Origin of the sequence: Cupriavidus necator N-1 (assembly GCF_000219215.1) — a bacterium.
Taxonomy (GTDB): domain Bacteria; phylum Pseudomonadota; class Gammaproteobacteria; order Burkholderiales; family Burkholderiaceae; genus Cupriavidus; species Cupriavidus necator.
In genome coordinates this window covers 1,788,884-1,804,590 of record NC_015723.1, presented here as the reverse complement: position 1 = coordinate 1,804,590, position 15,707 = coordinate 1,788,884, and the positions used below count along the sequence as shown (strand labels likewise).

Here is a 15,707-nt window from a genome sequence, read left to right as displayed (position 1 = left end):
TAGCGCAGGCGGCCCTTTTTGTTGGGTGATTATCCTGAATTTCGGGAAATTGATTGTTGTAGTTTTCAGCTAATCAAATCAATCGTGACGGGCTACGCTTCAGATCATTCCCTACACATCCCGGAGCCCGCCATGAAAGCCATCGGCCTGACCCAGTACCTGCCCATCTCCGACCCGCGTTCGCTGCAGGACGTGGAGATCGACATGCCCAGCCCCGGCGGCCGCGACCTGCTGGTGAAGGTTGAGGCCGTCTCGGTCAACCCGGTCGACACCAAGGTGCGCGCGCCCAAGGCGCAGGTAGAGCCCACGCCGCGCGTGCTGGGCTGGGACGCGGCCGGCACTGTGGCGGCGGTGGGGCCGGAGGTGACCCTGTTCAAGGTCGGCGACCCGGTCTACTACGCGGGCAGCATCACGCGGTCCGGTGCCAACGCCGAATTCCACCTGGTCGATGAGCGCATCGTCGGCCACAAGCCCGCCTCGCTGGATTTCGCCAACGCGGCGGCGCTGCCGCTGACGGCGATCACCGCCTGGGAGGCTCTGTTCGACCGGCTGGGCATTTCGCCCAAGGGGGATCACGCCGGCAGCTCGGTGCTGATCATCGGCGGCGCGGGCGGCGTGGGCTCGATCGGCATCCAGTTGGCCAAGGTGCTGGCCGGGCTGACCGTGATCGCCACCGCGTCGCGGCCCGAGTCGCAGGAATGGTGCCGCCGCCTTGGCGCCGACCATACCGTTGACCATCGTGGCGACCTGCCGGCGCAGTTGAAGGCGCTGGGTTTTGCCGAGGTCGACTACATCCTCTGCTTCAACGATATCGACGGCCATTTCGCGGCGATGACTGAACTGGTCGCCCCGCAGGGCAAGATCTGCACGATCGTCTCGAATACGCGGCCGTTGCCGGTGGAATTGCTCAAGAACAAGAGCGCCACCTTCGTCTGGGAATTCATGTTCACGCGCGCCATGTTCAGCACGCCCGACATGGTCGCGCAGCATCGTCTGCTTAACGAGGTCGCGCGGCTGGTCGATGCCGGCCGCCTGCAGACCACGCTGGGCGAGAACCTGGGGAGCATCAACGCGGAGAACCTGCGGCGCGCGCACGCCATGCTGGAAGGCGGGCGGACCATCGGCAAGCTGGTGCTGGAAGGGTTCTGAGCTGGCGGGCTGCGCTCGGCAAACAACAACGCCCGCCGGGATGGCCCCGGCGGGCGTTGTGCGTTTCTGGGGCAGGGGTCAGCCCATCTTGCCGAGAATGCCCTGCATCTCGTCGCTGTTGAAGGCGCGCAGGGTTTGGGTGCGTACGTTGCCGGCCGCGCCGATGGTCAGCCCGAAGCTGGTCATGGTCTCGTCGTCGGGCGCTTCGACGGTGAGCACGATGTCGTATTCGCCCAGCGTCCAGTAGATGTCTTTCATCTGCACGCCCAGGCGCGCCCCCATCTCGCGCACCGCGGCGGCGCGCTTGGTGGTGTCCTTGACAGTGCGGATGCCCTGGTCGGTGAAGCTGGCTAGCACGATGTAGCGGGTCATGGCGGGACCTCCGGTTATGGTTGGATTGGTCGCCGTCCCGGCGGTGTGCACGGCGCAAACGGCCGGGGCAGTGGTTCAGGGCTTCGGGGCGTGGCGAGGCGCGAATGGCATGGCGCTTCGCCGTTGATGCTCGCGACGTCTGAGCAACTTCATGCCAACGCATATTGCGCGCCAGTCGGCGCGGCAGGCCAGGATGCGGGCCGCGGGCTCGCGGCCGGCTGTTCCGGCCGGCCGGTGTGTTTCAGTTGCGATACTGCGTGCGGCTCAGTCCTGTGGACTGCCACCGTCCGCGCTGTCGGGCGTGTCAAGCGCGCGCATGTTATCCAGCAACTTGAGCAGGTAATGCAGTGTGTGCGTCAGGTCATTGGTAGAAAACCCCGTCAGCGCCTGCTCGTAATAAGCCCGGATCTTCGGCTGCGCCTGGTGCAGCCAGACCTCCCGTCCCGGCTCGCTCATCCGGATCAACCGTGAGCGGCGGTCGCGGCCGTCCGGGGCCAGCGTGACGTGGCCGTCGCGTTCCATCCGGCTGACCAGTCCTGACAGGTTCTGCCGGCTCACCATCAGGTAGCGGGCCAGGTCGCCCACGCTCATGCCATCAGCGGCTTCCGGGCGCGACAACGCGCCGAGCACGGCCCACTGCTGCGTCGTCAGGCCCTCTGCCTCGACGGCTCGCGATCCCGTTTTATGCAACATATTTGCGCATTGGTACAGCCGGAAGAAAAGCCGGTTGGCCAGTTCCATGCGTGCGTTTGTCGAGAAATCTGCCCCTGATTCCGGGTTAACCATAGTCTTTTCCACAGTGTTGGCGTCTTGCGTAGGCAGCGGCTACCTCCTATTATAGGTAAACATATTTACCTATTTGGTGGTGCGATGTGACGGCGCCATGGCCGGCACGATAGCACCGGAATCCTGAAAGGAGAACGCTGTGCAAGGACTTGAAGGCAAGACGGTCATCGTGACCGGTGGTGGCGGAGGTATCGGCGGCGCAACCTGTTTGCGCTTTGCGCGCGCCGGGGCGGTGGTGGGCGTGCTCGACCTGAACCCGGAAGCGGCCGAGCGCGTCGCCGGCCAGATCCGAGAGGCTGGCGGGCGCGCGCTGGCCCTTCGCTGCGATATCACCGAGCGCGCCAGCGTGGATGCCGCGGTGGCGGCGGTGGAGCAGGGCCTGGGCCCGGTGGACGTGCTGGTCAACAACGCCGGCTGGGATGTGTTCAAGCCGTTCATCAAGACCGAGCCCGCGCAATGGGAGCGGCTGATCGCCATCAACCTGACCGGCGCGCTGCACATGCACCACGCGGTGCTGCCCGGCATGATCGAGCGCAAGCGCGGCCGCATCATCAATATCGCCTCCGACGCCGCGCGCGTGGGTTCGTCCGGCGAAGCGGTCTATGCCGCGTGCAAGGGCGGGCTGGTGTCGTTCTCCAAGACGATTGCCCGCGAACACGCTCGCCACGGCATCACCGTCAACGTGGTGTGCCCGGGGCCGACCGAGACCGCGCTGTTCGAAGACTACAAGCAGGGCGCGGGCAACCCCGAGAAGCTGGTCGAGGCCTTTACCCGCTCGATCCCGCTGGGCCGCATCGGCCAGCCCGACGACCTGCCCGGCGCGGTGCTGTTCTTTGCCAGCGACGACGCCGGCTTTATCACCGGCCAGGTGCTGAGCGTGTCGGGCGGCCTGACCATGAACGGCTGAGCAAGCAAACACCAGAAAACGGAGACCACCATGCAATACGAAGACATCCTGTACGAAGTGCGCAACGGCGCCGCCTGGATCACCATCAACCGCCCGGAAAAGATGAACGCCTTCCGCGGCCGCACCTGCGACGAGCTGATCCACGCCATCAACCGCGCCGGCTACGACCGCGAGATCGGTGCCATCGTGCTGGCGGGTGCCGGCGACAAGGCGTTCAGCACCGGCGGCGACCAGTCCGCGCATGAAGGGCAGTACGACGGCCGCGGCACCATCGGCTTGCCGATGGAAGAACTGCACAACGCCATCCGCGACGTGCCCAAGCCGGTGATCGCGCGGGTGCAGGGCTTTGCCATCGGCGGCGGCAACGTGCTGTGCACGATCTGCGATTTCACCATCGCCTCTGAAAAGGCCGTGTTCGGTCAGGTAGGGCCAAAGGTGGGCTCGGTCGACCCGGGCTATGGCACGGCCTTCCTGGCGCGCGTGGTCGGTGAAAAAAAGGCGCGCGAGATCTGGTACCTGTGCCGTCGCTACCCGGCCGCCGAGGCACTGGCGATGGGGCTGGTGAACGCCGTGGTGCCGCATGACCAGCTCGACGCCGAAGTGCAGAAGTGGTGCGACGAGATCCTGGACAAGAGCCCGACCGCCATCGCCATCGCCAAGCGCTCGTTCAACATGGACACCGCGCATCAGGGTGGTATCGCCGGCATGGGCATGTACGCGCTCAAGCTCTACTACGACACCGAGGAATCGCGCGAGGGCGTGAAGGCCTTCCAGGAAAAGCGCAAGCCCGACTTCCGCAAGTACGCCAGATAAGCGCTGGCATCCGACCAAGCGGAGACAACCATGAACCCCTACCTTGACGAAGACCTGATGGCGCTGGCGGAGCATGCGCGCCGTTTTGCCGATGCGCGCGTGGCGCCTGGCTACCTGGAGCGGGACCAGACCCGCGTGCTGGACCGCGCGCTAATGCGCGAGATGGGCGAGATGGGCTTTATCGCGCCGGAACTGCCCGAGGCCTGCGGCGGCCAGGGCATGGGCTCGCTCGCGGCCGGCGTGATTCATGAAGCGGTGGCGCGCGCCGACCTGAGCCTGTCGTATATCAACCTGCTGGCTTCGCTCAACGGCCAGATCCTGGCACAGCACGCGCGTCCTGAAATCGGCGGGCCGTGGCTGCAGCGGCTCACGCGCGGCGAAGCGCTGCTGGCGATCGCGCTGACCGAGCCGCGCGGCGGCTCCGACGCGGCCAACCTGCGCCTGCGCATGGAGCGCGACGGCGACGCCTATGTGCTCAATGGCGAGAAGACTTCGATCTCCGCCGCGGACCAAGCCGATGCCGCGGTGGTCTTTGCCCGCACCGGCCCGGTCGATGCCGGCGCGCGCGGCGTCTCAGCCATGCTGGTGCCGATGGACCTGCCTGGCATCACTCGCAACCGTTTCGACTGCCACGGCCAGCGCGCCATCGGCCGCGGCTCGATCTTCTTCGAGAACGTGCGCGTGCCGGCCAGCCACCTGCTGGGCGAGGAAGGCCAGGGCTTCGTGCAGGTGATGCAGGGCTTCGACTTCTCGCGCGCGCTGATCGGCCTGCAGGTGCTGGCGGTGGCGCAGGCCGCGCTGGACGAGACCTGGGCCTACGTGGCGGAACGGCAGGCCTTTGGCAAGCCGCTTTCGGCCTTCCAGGGGGTCTCGCACCCGCTGGCCGATTTCCAGACCCAGGTGACCGCGGCCCGGCTGCTGTGCCTGCAGACGCTGTGGCTGAAGGACCATGGCCAGCCACACACCGCCGAAGCCGCGATGTGCAAGTGGTGGGCGCCCAAGCTGGCCTACGACGTGGTGCACCAGTGCCTGCTGTCCTTCGGCCACGGCGGCTATGACCGCGGCGTGATGGAGCAGCGGCTGCGCGATGTGCTCGGCTTCCAGATCGGCGACGGCACCGCGCAGATCATGAAGACCATCATTGCCCGCGGGCGCGCCGGGCGCGAAGCCGTGCCGGCCTGAAGCCGCGCTCGCACGCGGCATCGCATAACGAGGAGACAAGCCATGGATTTCGACGCCGTACTGATTGCGCCCCGCCGAGCCGCCAGCGTGGCGGCAGGCCACTGGCACGACCGCACCGTCAACGACTACCTTGCCGCCTGCGTGAGCGGCCGGCCCGACGCGCCGGCCCTGACTGCGGTAAGCCTCGACAGCGGCACCGTGGCCCGCTTTACCTGGTCCGAGCTGGACCGGATGGCCGACCGGGTGGCGGTGGGGCTGAGCCGCCTCGGCGTCGGTGCGCAGGATGTCGTGTCCTGCCAGTTGCCCAACGGCTGGCACCTGACGGTGCTGTACCTGGCGTGCGCACGGCTGGGCGCGGTGCTCAACCCGTTGATGCCGATCTTCCGCGAGCGCGAGTTGTCGTTCATGCTGGCGCATGCGCAAAGCAAGGTGATGGTGGTGCCGCAGGGTTTCCGGGGCTTCGGGCATGCGCAGATGGTGCAGGGCTTGCGCGACGTATTGCCGGCGCTGCGCCACGTCGTTGTCACGGGCGGCGCTGGAGCGGACAGCTTCGACGCATTGCTCAGCGGTCCGCGCTGGGAGGATGAGCCCGATGCGCCGGACATCCTGCTGCGCGGCCGCCCGGGCGCTGACGACGTCACGCAACTGATCTACACCTCCGGCACCACCGGCGAGCCCAAGGGCGTGATGCATAGCGCCAACACGCTGTTCTCCAATATCGTTGCCTATGCCGATCGGCTGCGCCTGACGGTCGACGATGTGGTGCTGATGGCCTCGCCGATGGCGCACCAGACTGGCTTCATGTACGGACTGATGATGCCGGTGATGCTGGGCGCGCATGCGGTGCTGCAGGACATCTGGGACCCGGCGCGCGCGGCCGCGCTGATCCGCGAGGAAGGCGTGACCTTCACCATGGGATCGACACCGTTCCTGACGGACCTTGCCCGCGTGGTGTCGGAGTCCGGCACGCCCGTGCCAAGCCTGCGCACCTTCCTGTGCGCCGGCGCGCCGATCCCGGGCGCGCTGGTGGAGAGCGCGCGCCTGGCGCTGGGCGCCACGATCGTGTCGGCGTGGGGCATGTCGGAGAACGGCGCGGTCACCACCACGCTGCCGGACGATCCCGACGCGCGCGCATCGACCACCGATGGTCGCCCGCTGCCGGGCGTGGAGGTGAGGGTGGTGGACGGCGCCGATGCCGACGTGCCCACCGGGGAGACCGGCCGCCTGCTGGTGCGGGCGTGTTCCAACTTCGGCGGTTACCTGAAGCGGCCACATCTGAACAGCACCGATGCCGATGGATGGTTCGACACCGGCGACCTGGCGCGGCTCGATGCGCACGGCTACCTGCGCATCGCCGGGCGCAGCAAGGACGTGATCATCCGCGGCGGCGAGAACATCCCCGTGCTCGAGGTCGAGACCCTGCTGTACCGCCATCCCGCGGTGTCGCAGGTGGCTATCGTCGCCTACCCGGATGAACGGCTGGGCGAGCGCGCCTGCGCCTTTGTCGTGCCGCGCGCCGGCCAGGCGTTCGACCAGGCGGCGATGGTGGACTGGCTCAAGGCGCAGAAGATGGCGCTGCAGTACATCCCCGAGAAGCTCGTGGTGCGGGACGCACTGCCGGCCACGCCCGCCGGGAAAATCCAGAAATTCCGGCTGCGCGAGATGCTGCGCGGCGACCCGTCCTGAACCTGGCGCAGCGGTGGCCGGGGCGCCGGCCGCCGCGCAACGCAAAAAGCGCAATTAACCGCCAGGCATTGCACCCCACCACGACCGCGCATTCGCGCCAGGGCTGGCAGGGCGAGGGGTGTCCAGCTCCACCTGTCACCGGCCTGCACCGGTATAGCCGCGCCCATGCGGCGCCAGCAAGCGCCGCAGCCATTGCCGCCAGGCGCCCGCTGCCCGCCCGGCGCCTTGCCGGCAGCGCGTTACGTGCAGCGATGCCGTGGTGACGGCATACAGCTCGATATGGCCGCTGTCGGACAACGTAAAGCATTCGCTGGCCGTCAGCGCCGTGTCCTTCGGGTCGCCGTCGCGGATCAGCCAGAGCTCGCCTTCGGTGCAGCGCACGGCGACGTGTTCGCCGGGGCCCGCCACCAGCCGCAGCGAACTGCGTGCGGGCAGGGTGGCGGTCATGTCATTGCTCACCAGGAACATGATGGTCTCCAGGTTCAGTCGACGGCCAGGCCGTGCAAGGCGGACGGGATCACCGCGCGCGCGGGGGCTGTGCCGGGCCGGATGAAATCAGCGATGCGCCGGATCACGCCGGGATCCTGCAGGATGCGGCGATGCCCCAGGCCGCTGGTCGTGACCAGTTGCGCGCCGGGCCAGGAGCCGGCGATGGCGGCGCCGTCTTCCCAGCGCACTTCCTTGTCGTCGCGGTCATGGATCACCAGCGTTGGCGGGACCGGCCGGGTGCGGCCGACGTCGGGCACGTTGAAAGCCGACCATGGCAGTCCCAGCCAGCGCTCGCTCTGGCGCTGCATGCGCGCCAGCACGCCGGGGGTGAAGCCCATTTGCCAGGCCAGCGACGCACACGCGGCGTGCATGTCGGCCGGCGATCCGACCAGCACGGCGGCGCGGGCGGGCAGGCCTTCGCGCAGCGCCAGCGCGGTGGCTGCGCCGCCGAGTGAGTGCGCCACCACGGCGTGTACCTGCCCCGCGTGCCAGGCTGCGGCGAGCAGCGAGCGCGACATTTCCAGCACCGAGGTCTGCGCCGCGCCGCGCGCGCCGGCATCGGAGGCGCCGTGCGAGAGCGCATCGAAGGCCACCACCCGCATGCCGGCTGCCAGCAGGCCTTCGACCACCGCATGCCACTGGCCGGCATGGCCGCCCCAGCCGTGCGCGAGCATCACCACGGGACCGGACGTGCCCCAGCGATAGACGCGCACGCGCCGGCTCGGGCCCTGGCCCGTCACCAGCGCCCAGTCGGCGCGCGCACTGTCCAGCAAGTGCCGCGCTGCGGATGTGGCTGCGGCGCGCGGCGGCTTGAACCAGATGTGCTCCAGCGCGCGCGCTGTCGCGCCGGGCCTGACCACGCTGCCCGCCTGCCAGCGCAACCGCTGCCAGCCCTGAAAGGCCCGCTCCACCGGGCCGGACTTGCCGGTGCGCAGCGGCGCGTTGCCGGCGCGCGCGGGCAAGGGTGCGGCGGCGGGGGATGAGGAAACCGGGGAAGGAGAAGAGACTGCTTGCGTCACGACCTGCACCTCCAATGGATTCTGGATGGCACGGCATCATCGGCACCGGCCCCGCCGGTGGCATTCCGTGCTGTTGTTAAGACCGACCAGTCGTGCTTTTTAATATACAAAAAAAGCCCGCCCGAGCGGTTGCTGCCCGCCGGCGGGGTAGCGCCGGCGCCAATGTGTGGCTCAGTGGCGGCGGGCGCCCTCGGCGGCACGGGCCACCAGTGCCGCAAATGCGCGCCGCGCCATGGTCTCGGCATCCTCGCGGCCAAGCAGCTTGAAGGATTGCTGGAAGGCCATGCCGATGCCCGCGAGTTCGAAAGCAAATTGCCGCGGATCGGTGTCCGGCCCGAAATGGCCCTCATCGATGGCGTCGCCCACCACGCGCGCAACCGTGCTGTGCCAATCCTTCAGCGACTGCACCACCAGGTCGCGGATCGAGCCCGGCCGATCGCGGTATTCCTGGCCCAGCGCCGTGAACAGGCAACGTCCCTGCGTCACCGTGCCGCCCAGCCATTCCAGGTAACCTTCAAACAGCCCCTGTAGCCGCGGCATCCCGCGCGGCTGGCGCATCGCCGGCCGGATCACGATCTCGCCGAAGCGCTCCACGGCCAGGTCGAGCACTGCCTGCTGCAACACCTCCTTGGATTTGAAGTGCGCATACAGGCCGCTCTTCGACATATTGGTGTCCGCGGCCAGCGTGGCCAGCGACAACTGTTCGAAGCCGACCTTGGCAGCGGTGTCCAGTGCCTGTTCGACGATGGCGTTGCGGGTGAGTTGTCCTTTTTGCATGGTTTGGAGAATAGCACGACCGGTCGGTTTGTCAACGAAACCAGATGCATGGTATTTGCCCCGACTTGCGCACTTGTGTCCGCGAGGCCATAACGTCATATGGATAGGCATGTGACGTCAACGCAAACCGCCAAGGCCCGTTAGAGATTGGGCGGCTCAGCGATGTTGTGCACGATCCGGCTCTTTGACGTTCGCCAGTCGGCCGATGTCAGGGCGGGATGGCGGACTTCTAAGAAATCTGCACAAAGTGTTTCTGCGGTTACATACGGAACGCTTTGCGTGCTCTATACTCGAATGCACGTCCGCGCACTTTTTTTCACTGGTGACTGGAGACCGACATGAACAGTACAGCCGTGCCAAGAGGCGCTAGCGAACCGTTCCGGCAACTGCGGGCGTTGCGTCGCGCGCGCAAGCTAAAGCAGGAGGACGTCGCCCGTAAAGCGGGGATTTCCCGGGAAGCCTACCTGCGGGCGGAGTCGGGTCAGGCCGATCCCCGCATGTCGACGTTCCTGGCCGCCTGCGAGGCGCTGGGCCTGGAAGTCGTGCTGGCCCCGCAGCATCTTGCTGCAGACGTCAACGCATTTATTGCCAGCCGCAATGGCGGCGTGACGGCAGCTTCCATGGCAGGCCAGCCGGCCGCCGGAAGCACGGCCGCGCCGGCTGCGGCGCCGGCTTCCGGAGGCGCTTTCGGCTCCGGAACCGGAGAGGGCCACAAGCCGGTCTGACCCGCCACTGCTTGGCCGGCCCGGGTTCGCAACGCGCCGGCACCGGCAGCTGGCCTCCAGGCCACCGCATGACAACCGGCGCGGGGCGTTCCGCACCGCGCCGGTCGCTATTGTCCTGAGCGCCGTTCGAACGACGCCCGGCGTGGATGACGCCGCAGGCCCGGCTGCCTGCTTCGGCGCTTTCCCGGTTTTTCCCTTTCAGCTGCGTGAGCGATTGCTGCCGCGCCGGCGTCAGCGCGCGTCCCAGCGCCTGGCTGGTTTCTTCCCGCTTTCCCGTTTCCCACCTACAACTGCAATGCAAGCGGCGTCCGGCGCATGCGCACGCGACGCCGTTTGACACGTCCGATGCTGGAGATTACGATATGGTAAATGCATTACGTATTCCGTAATTCTTGCCTCGTGCACCACGCACAGGCTGAATACGAACCGGCAGGCACTCCCAGCAAGAGGCCGCTAGGCGCCAGCGCAGCGCCAGATGGATCGAGACCCAGGAACGCTGACGACACCATGACACTCACGCACACCCAGCTCGCCGAGCACGGCTATATGTCCGGCTTCGCCAATGAATTCGCCACCGAGGCGCTGCCCGGTGCGCTGCCCGTGGGCCGGAACTCGCCCCAGCGCGCGCCCTACGGCCTGTACGCCGAGCAGTTGTCCGGCACGGCCTTTACCGCGCCGCGCGCGCACAACCGGCGCTCGTGGCTGTACCGCATCCGCCCGGCCGCGATGCATACGCCGTTCACGCAGATCGAGCAGTCGCGTTTCCTGAGCCGTTTCGACCAGGTGCCGCCGTCGCCCAACCAGATGCGCTGGAGCCCGCCGGCAATGCCGTCGGTGCCGACCGACTTTGTCGATGGCATCGTCACTATGGCCGGCAACGGCGGCCCCGAGGCCATGACCGGCTGCGGCATCCACCTGTACCTGGCCAACCAGTCGATGCAGGACCGCTTCTTCTACAACGCCGACGGCGAGATGCTGATCGTGCCGCAGCAGGGCCGCCTGCTGATGGTGACCGAGCTGGGCCGGCTGGAAGTGGAGCCGCAGGAGATCGTGGTGATCCCGCGCGGCGTGCGCTTCCGCGTGGAGCTGCCCGAGGGCGAGGCGCGCGGCTATATCTGCGAGAACTACGGCGCGTTGTTCCAACTGCCCGACCTGGGCGTGATCGGCTCCAACGGCCTGGCCAACCCGCGCGACTTCCTGTCGCCGGTTGCCAGCTATGAAGACCGTGAGGGTGATTTCGAACTGGTGGCCAAGTTCCAGGGCAACCTGTGGCGCGCCGGGATCGGCCACTCGCCGCTCGACGTGGTGGCCTGGCATGGCAACTACACCCCGTACAAGTACGACCTGCGCCACTTCAATACCATCGGTTCGATCAGCTTCGACCACCCGGACCCGTCGATCTTCCTGGTGCTGCAGTCGCCGTCGGCCACGCCGGGCGTGGACACCATCGACTTCGTCATCTTCGGGCCGCGCTGGCTGGCGATGCAGGACTCGTTCCGCCCGCCCTGGTTCCACCGCAATATCGCCAGCGAATTCATGGGCCTGGTCACCGGCGTCTACGACGCCAAGGCCGAAGGCTTTGCCCCGGGCGGCGCCAGCCTGCACAACTGCATGAGCGGCCACGGCCCGGATGCGGAAACCTTCGAGAAGGCCAGCGCCGCCGATACCTCGCAGCCGCACCACATCGAGGACACCATGGCCTTCATGTTCGAGACCCCGGGCGTGATCCGCCCGACGCCGTATGCCGCGCAGTCGGCCTCGCTGCAGCAGGACTACTACACGTGCTGGCAGGGCCTGAAGAAACACTTCAACCCGAACACTCGCTAATCCCGGGCGCCTGGCCGCCCGCCCGGTTTTCTCTCCTCTCCCGCAAGCGGGCGAGGAGCCGGGGGAGAGGGCAGGCGCTCGTCAAGCATGACGCGTCACCACACGCGACAAGTGCCACCAAATTTTCGGAGTATCCCAATGACCGCCCCCAAGACCAGCTGGATCGCTTCCGCCAACGACGGCCAGTCCCACTTCCCGCTGCAGAACCTGCCGTATGGCGTGTTTTCGACCAAGGGCCAGGCCCCGCGCGTCGGCGTTGCCATCGGCGACCAGGTGCTGGACCTTGCCGCGCTGGATGAAGCCGGCCTCCTGCCGGCCGCTGCCAAAGGCACGTTTGCCGCTGGCAGCCTGAACCGCTTTATCGCCCTGGGCAAGCCGGTGTGGAGCGAAACCCGCAAGCGCCTGGGCGCGCTGCTGTCCGGTGATGACGCCGCGCTGCGCGACAACGCCGCACTGCGCGACAAGGCACTGGTGCCGATGGCGGCCGCAACGCTGCACCTGCCGGTGGAGATCCCGGGCTACACGGACTTCTATTCGTCCAAGGAGCACGCCACCAACGTCGGCCGCATGTTCCGCGACCCGGACAACGCGCTGCTGCCGAACTGGCTGGAAATCCCCATCGGCTACAACGGCCGCGCCAGCTCGGTGGTGGTGAGCGGCACGCCGCTGCATCGCCCCAACGGCCAGATCAAGCTGCCGAACGAGGCGCGCCCGGTGTTCAGCGCCTGCCGCAAGCTGGATTTCGAACTGGAGATGGGCTTTATCGTCGGCAAGGAATCGGCGCTGGGCGACCCCATCAGCACCGCCGATGCGCCGGCGCATATGTTCGGCATGGTGCTGCTCAACGACTGGAGCGCGCGCGATATCCAGCAGTGGGAATACGTGCCGCTGGGGCCGTTCAACAGCAAGGGCTTCGGCACCTCGATCTCGCCGTGGGTGGTGACGATGGAAGCGCTTGAGCCGTTCCGCCGCGACAACCCCGAGCAGTCGCCGCAGCCGCTGCCATACCTGCAGCAGCAGGACAAGAACGCCTATGACATCGCGTTGGAAGTCGCGCTGCAGCCGCAGGGAGCCGCGGCCCCCAGCACCATCTGCCGCACCAACTTCAAGGCGATGTACTGGACCATGGCGCAGCAGCTGGCCCACCACACGGTGTCGGGCTGCAATGTGCGCGTGGGCGACCTGATGGGATCGGGCACGATCAGCGGCACCACGCCGAATTCCTACGGCAGCCTGCTGGAAATGACCCGCAACGGCGCCGAACCGGTGACGCTGGCCGACGGCAGCCGCCGCGGCTTCCTGGAGGATGGCGACGACGTGATCATGACCGGCTACTGCCAGGGCGAAGGCTATCGCGTCGGCTTCGGCGCGGTGTCGGGCAAGATCCTGCCGGCGCGCTGAAGTGTTTCAGCCGGCGCTGCGGTCGGCGCTTTGACCGGCTGCGGCGGCATCCAGGATGACCGCCGCGCGGCCTGACAGCAGTGCCCGGCCCGCGGCGCTGACGGTGAAGGCGTACAGCACGCTGCTGCCTTCACCGCTGATACGCTGCGCCTCAACCTGCAACGGCGCGTCGATATCGTCGAGCCGCTCCACATGCAGCACCAGCCTGCGCACGCTGGCCAGGTAGCCCGAGCGCGGGCGCTGCGCGTCCTTGCCTGGCTCCGCTTCCGCCAGCAATGCGCCGTGCACGGCCATGGCCTGTGCCGCATATTCGATCCCGCTGACCGCGGCCAGCCGGCCCTGCGCGCGCAGCGGGTTGTCCGCGCGCGCATGCGTGGCGGACGTGCAGCGAACCGATGCCGCATCCCAGGCCAGCACGCCGTCGAGCAGGCACATCGTGCCCTGGTGCGGAATGCGTGCCGCGATCCAGTCGCGGTCTTTCAGCAGCTCAGCCATTCGCCTGGCCACCGAGGCATTCCACCTCGGCTTCTAGCTGCAGCGTGTCCAGATAATCGAGCACCACGGTGGTAGTCTCGCCGCGGGCGATGGCCGTCAGCAACGGTAGCATGCGTGCAGCCGGCGCCGACCTGCGCAGCGCTTCCAGCGCGGCGTCCGGCATCACCGTGGCCGGTGCCTGCTTCAGCGCCACGCCGATGCGCGCGAGCGAACGCGCGGTCTGCCGCGGCGTGAGCAGCAGGGCCACGCCGAAGGGATCGGGGATCGGGCGGTGGCTGTGCAACGGCGCGGGATAGCCGGTGTCATAGGCGATCAGCAGGCAGGGCTCGGCATCGGCGGCGGCCTGCAGCACGCATTCGAGCAAGCCCGCGCTGCCACTGCCATCCATGGCGCACAGCACATTGGAGGTGCGCATCGCGCCCGCGGCGATCGACCAGTAGCCGGCGGTCGCGTTATGCACGGAGTTGTGGAAGCGCGTGGGCGACATCAGCGGCTCAGGCTCGGCCAGCGCTTCGCAGATCGCATGGAAGTTGAAGCCGTCGCTGCTGGACGAGGCAAAGATCGTCGGCAGCTGCGCGGCTTCGCAGTCGCTGGCGGCAACGGCCTGTTGGCCCACCCCCAGCGCCAGCCGTACGGTCGGGCCGGTGCGGCGGCGCTCTGCCGGCGGCAGGCCCGCGGGTGGCGGCAGCTCGGTCGGCGCGTGCGCATACGGCACGCGGCCGGCAAGGACTTCAGTGGCCTGCTGCCAGCCGGTCAGGCCGGGGCCGAGCAGGCCGATGCTTTCGATATACACGTGCTGCGGCATGGCGATGCTCAGTGGGATGCTGCGTCCGCGCGGGCGAACAGCAGGCTGCAGTTGGATCCGCCGAAGCCGAAAGCATTGGTCATTGCATAGCGCAGCGGTGCTTCGCGGTTGGCGAGCTGGTAGTTCACGTCCAGCGCCGGATCCACCTGCGTGGTGTTGATGCCACCGGGCACCAGGCCGTGGCGCAGCGCCAGCGCGCAAATGACGGCTTCGAGCGCGCCGGCGGCACCCAGCGCATGCCCGGTGGCGCCTTTGGTGGAGCTGCAAGGCGTGCCGGGCAGCACCGCGGCCATGGCCATCGCCTCCGCTGCGTCGTTGCTGCGCGTGGCGGTGCCATGCAGGTTGACGTAGCCGACCTGTGCCCGCGCTACGCCCGCGCTGGCCAGTGCCTGCTCCAGCGCCAGTCGCGCGCCCAGCCCGTCGGGGTGCGGGGTCGACATATGGTGCGCATCGCTCGATTCGCCGATGCCGGCCAGCAGGATGGCATCGGCTTGCGCGGTGCCGGCCACGCGCTCGAGCAGGCCGAATGCCGCTCCCTCGCCGATCGAGATGCCGTTGCGCGCCACGTCATAGGGCCGGCACGGCTGGTCGGACAACAGCTCCAGCGAATTGAAGCCGTACAGGGTCGTGTAGCACAGCGAATCGACGCCGCCGACCACGGCTACATCGATCAGCCCGGCCTCCAGCATGCGCCGTGCCGAACTGAACACCTTGGCGCCGGATGAACAGGCCGAAGATACCGCAGCCGCCGGGCCGGCCAGCCCCAGGTATTGGCGCAGGAAAGCGGGCAGCGAGTAGGGGTTGTGGGTGGTGGCGTAGTGGAAGCCCGGCGGCAGCGCGCCGCTGGCAGGATCCCGCTGGCGATAGGCCAGTTCCGTCTGCAGCACGCCCGCGGTGCTGGTGCCCAGGAAGACGCCGACCCGGTGGGCGCCGTAGCGCGCCGCCGCTTCGCGCACGCGCGCGGCAAAGCCGTCCTGCTCCAGCGCCAGTTGCGCCAGCTGGTTGTTGCGGCAGTCGAATTCGGCCAGTGCGGGCGGTAGTGCCACGGCGTCCAGGCCGGGTACCTCGCCGACGAAGGTATCGAGCTCGACGCCGCCGAAGCGGCAGGGCGCCAGGCCGCCGCGCTGCGCACGCAGTGCCGACAGGGTGGCGTCTATACCGGCGCCCAGGCAGCTGGTGGCCGTGAAATGCGAGAACAGGAGCGGGGACACGGCTTAGGTGGAACGAATGGAAGGAATCTCGGAGGGCTGTGCCAATTGTAACAAGCAGCAGCT

General features: G+C 67.8%; 16 protein-coding genes. 8 read left to right on the top strand and 8 right to left on the bottom strand.

Translation table 11 applies throughout. The annotated features are described in order from the left end of the window. Positions 1-132: 132 nt before the first annotated feature. A complete protein-coding gene (locus tag CNE_RS26235) occupies positions 133-1,149 on the top strand; it encodes a zinc-binding alcohol dehydrogenase family protein (RefSeq protein WP_013953319.1) in 1,017 nt (338 codons plus the stop codon). Positions 1,150-1,227: 78 nt separating this feature from the next. Here CNE_RS26235 and CNE_RS26230 read toward each other — a convergent pair whose 3' ends face one another. Together CNE_RS26230 and CNE_RS26225 are read right to left on the bottom strand one after the other, a co-directional pair. Further along, positions 1,228-1,521, bottom strand: a complete 294-nt coding sequence (locus CNE_RS26230; RefSeq protein WP_013953318.1) for a GYD domain-containing protein — start codon at positions 1,519-1,521, stop codon at positions 1,228-1,230. A 264-nt stretch (positions 1,522-1,785) separates the two neighbouring features. Further along, positions 1,786-2,307 (bottom strand): MarR family winged helix-turn-helix transcriptional regulator, encoded by a 522-nt coding sequence (locus tag CNE_RS26225; protein WP_013953317.1) that lies wholly within the window; start codon positions 2,305-2,307, stop codon positions 1,786-1,788. Between the two features lie 139 nt (positions 2,308-2,446). Here CNE_RS26225 and badH point away from each other — a divergent pair, with 139 nt between their 5' ends. Genes badH through aliA form a run of 4 tightly spaced genes read left to right on the top strand, consistent with a single transcriptional unit; the run spans position 2,447 to position 6,895 of the window. After that, the gene (gene badH / locus CNE_RS26220; RefSeq protein ID WP_013953316.1) at positions 2,447-3,214 is read left to right on the top strand and encodes a 2-hydroxycyclohexanecarboxyl-CoA dehydrogenase; all 768 of its coding nucleotides are present in this window, start codon (positions 2,447-2,449) and stop codon (positions 3,212-3,214) included. Positions 3,215-3,244: 30 nt separating this feature from the next. Beyond that, positions 3,245-4,027, top strand: coding sequence for a 2-ketocyclohexanecarboxyl-CoA hydrolase (badI, locus tag CNE_RS26215; RefSeq protein WP_013953315.1), 783 nt, complete (start codon positions 3,245-3,247; stop codon positions 4,025-4,027). A gap of 30 nt (positions 4,028-4,057) precedes the next feature. Further along, complete coding sequence (aliB, locus tag CNE_RS26210) at positions 4,058-5,209, top strand: cyclohexanecarboxyl-CoA dehydrogenase (RefSeq protein ID WP_013953314.1); 1,152 nt, start codon at positions 4,058-4,060, stop codon at positions 5,207-5,209. 42 nt (positions 5,210-5,251) lie between these two features. After that, positions 5,252-6,895 carry a cyclohexanecarboxylate-CoA ligase gene (gene aliA, locus CNE_RS26205; RefSeq protein ID WP_013953313.1) on the top strand — a complete coding sequence of 548 codons (1,644 nt, stop codon included), beginning with the start codon at positions 5,252-5,254 and terminating at the stop codon, positions 6,893-6,895. A gap of 135 nt (positions 6,896-7,030) precedes the next feature. On the opposite strand, the gene CNE_RS26200 is transcribed toward aliA, so the two are convergent. From CNE_RS26200 to CNE_RS26190, 3 genes are all read right to left on the bottom strand, one after another. After that, positions 7,031-7,363: a DUF2917 domain-containing protein gene (locus CNE_RS26200; protein WP_013953312.1), complete on the bottom strand. Its 333-nt coding sequence runs from the start codon at positions 7,361-7,363 to the stop codon at positions 7,031-7,033. A 14-nt stretch (positions 7,364-7,377) separates the two neighbouring features. Then, positions 7,378-8,403 (bottom strand): alpha/beta fold hydrolase, encoded by a 1,026-nt coding sequence (locus CNE_RS26195; protein ID WP_013953311.1) that lies wholly within the window; start codon positions 8,401-8,403, stop codon positions 7,378-7,380. 171 nt (positions 8,404-8,574) lie between these two features. Continuing rightward, a complete protein-coding gene (locus CNE_RS26190; RefSeq protein ID WP_041228671.1) occupies positions 8,575-9,180 on the bottom strand; it encodes a TetR/AcrR family transcriptional regulator in 606 nt (201 codons plus the stop codon). Positions 9,181-9,518: 338 nt separating this feature from the next. Between CNE_RS26190 and CNE_RS39485 the strand changes: the two genes are divergently transcribed. From CNE_RS39485 to fahA, 3 genes are all read left to right on the top strand, one after another. Next, positions 9,519-9,905: a helix-turn-helix domain-containing protein gene (locus tag CNE_RS39485; RefSeq protein ID WP_013953309.1), complete on the top strand. Its 387-nt coding sequence runs from the start codon at positions 9,519-9,521 to the stop codon at positions 9,903-9,905. A 507-nt stretch (positions 9,906-10,412) separates the two neighbouring features. Further along, positions 10,413-11,732, top strand: coding sequence for a homogentisate 1,2-dioxygenase (gene hmgA / locus CNE_RS26175; RefSeq protein WP_041228670.1), 1,320 nt, complete (start codon positions 10,413-10,415; stop codon positions 11,730-11,732). A 138-nt stretch (positions 11,733-11,870) separates the two neighbouring features. After that, positions 11,871-13,133, top strand: a complete 1,263-nt coding sequence (gene fahA / locus CNE_RS26170) for a fumarylacetoacetase (protein ID WP_013953307.1) — start codon at positions 11,871-11,873, stop codon at positions 13,131-13,133. Positions 13,134-13,139: 6 nt separating this feature from the next. On the opposite strand, the gene CNE_RS26165 is transcribed toward fahA, so the two are convergent. Genes CNE_RS26165 through CNE_RS26155 form a run of 3 tightly spaced genes read right to left on the bottom strand, consistent with a single transcriptional unit; the run spans position 13,140 to position 15,644 of the window. Next, entirely contained in the window at positions 13,140-13,628 is a 489-nt protein-coding gene (locus CNE_RS26165; protein WP_013953306.1) for a hypothetical protein, read from the bottom strand. Further along, positions 13,621-14,433 carry a beta-ketoacyl synthase chain length factor gene (locus CNE_RS26160; protein ID WP_013953305.1) on the bottom strand — a complete coding sequence of 271 codons (813 nt, stop codon included), beginning with the start codon at positions 14,431-14,433 and terminating at the stop codon, positions 13,621-13,623. Before CNE_RS26160 ends, CNE_RS26165 begins: the two co-directional genes overlap by 8 nt. Positions 14,434-14,441: 8 nt before the next feature. After that, positions 14,442-15,644, bottom strand: coding sequence for a beta-ketoacyl-[acyl-carrier-protein] synthase family protein (locus CNE_RS26155; protein ID WP_013953304.1), 1,203 nt, complete (start codon positions 15,642-15,644; stop codon positions 14,442-14,444). Positions 15,645-15,707 lie beyond the last annotated feature (63 nt).

Coding starts and splice junctions, on each gene's coding strand:
- badI (WP_013953315.1), top strand. CDS start 3,245: ATGCAATACGAAGACATCCTGTACGAAGTGCGCAACGGCGCCGCCTGG.
- CNE_RS26225 (WP_013953317.1), bottom strand. CDS start 2,307: ATGGTTAACCCGGAATCAGGGGCAGATTTCTCGACAAACGCACGCATG.
- CNE_RS26230 (WP_013953318.1), bottom strand. CDS start 1,521: ATGACCCGCTACATCGTGCTAGCCAGCTTCACCGACCAGGGCATCCGC.
- aliB (WP_013953314.1), top strand. CDS start 4,058: ATGAACCCCTACCTTGACGAAGACCTGATGGCGCTGGCGGAGCATGCG.
- fahA (WP_013953307.1), top strand. CDS start 11,871: ATGACCGCCCCCAAGACCAGCTGGATCGCTTCCGCCAACGACGGCCAG.
- CNE_RS26200 (WP_013953312.1), bottom strand. CDS start 7,363: ATGTTCCTGGTGAGCAATGACATGACCGCCACCCTGCCCGCACGCAGT.
- CNE_RS39485 (WP_013953309.1), top strand. CDS start 9,519: ATGAACAGTACAGCCGTGCCAAGAGGCGCTAGCGAACCGTTCCGGCAA.
- hmgA (WP_041228670.1), top strand. CDS start 10,413: ATGACACTCACGCACACCCAGCTCGCCGAGCACGGCTATATGTCCGGC.
- CNE_RS26165 (WP_013953306.1), bottom strand. CDS start 13,628: ATGGCTGAGCTGCTGAAAGACCGCGACTGGATCGCGGCACGCATTCCG.
- aliA (WP_013953313.1), top strand. CDS start 5,252: ATGGATTTCGACGCCGTACTGATTGCGCCCCGCCGAGCCGCCAGCGTG.
- CNE_RS26190 (WP_041228671.1), bottom strand. CDS start 9,180: ATGCAAAAAGGACAACTCACCCGCAACGCCATCGTCGAACAGGCACTG.
- CNE_RS26235 (WP_013953319.1), top strand. CDS start 133: ATGAAAGCCATCGGCCTGACCCAGTACCTGCCCATCTCCGACCCGCGT.
- CNE_RS26160 (WP_013953305.1), bottom strand. CDS start 14,433: ATGCCGCAGCACGTGTATATCGAAAGCATCGGCCTGCTCGGCCCCGGC.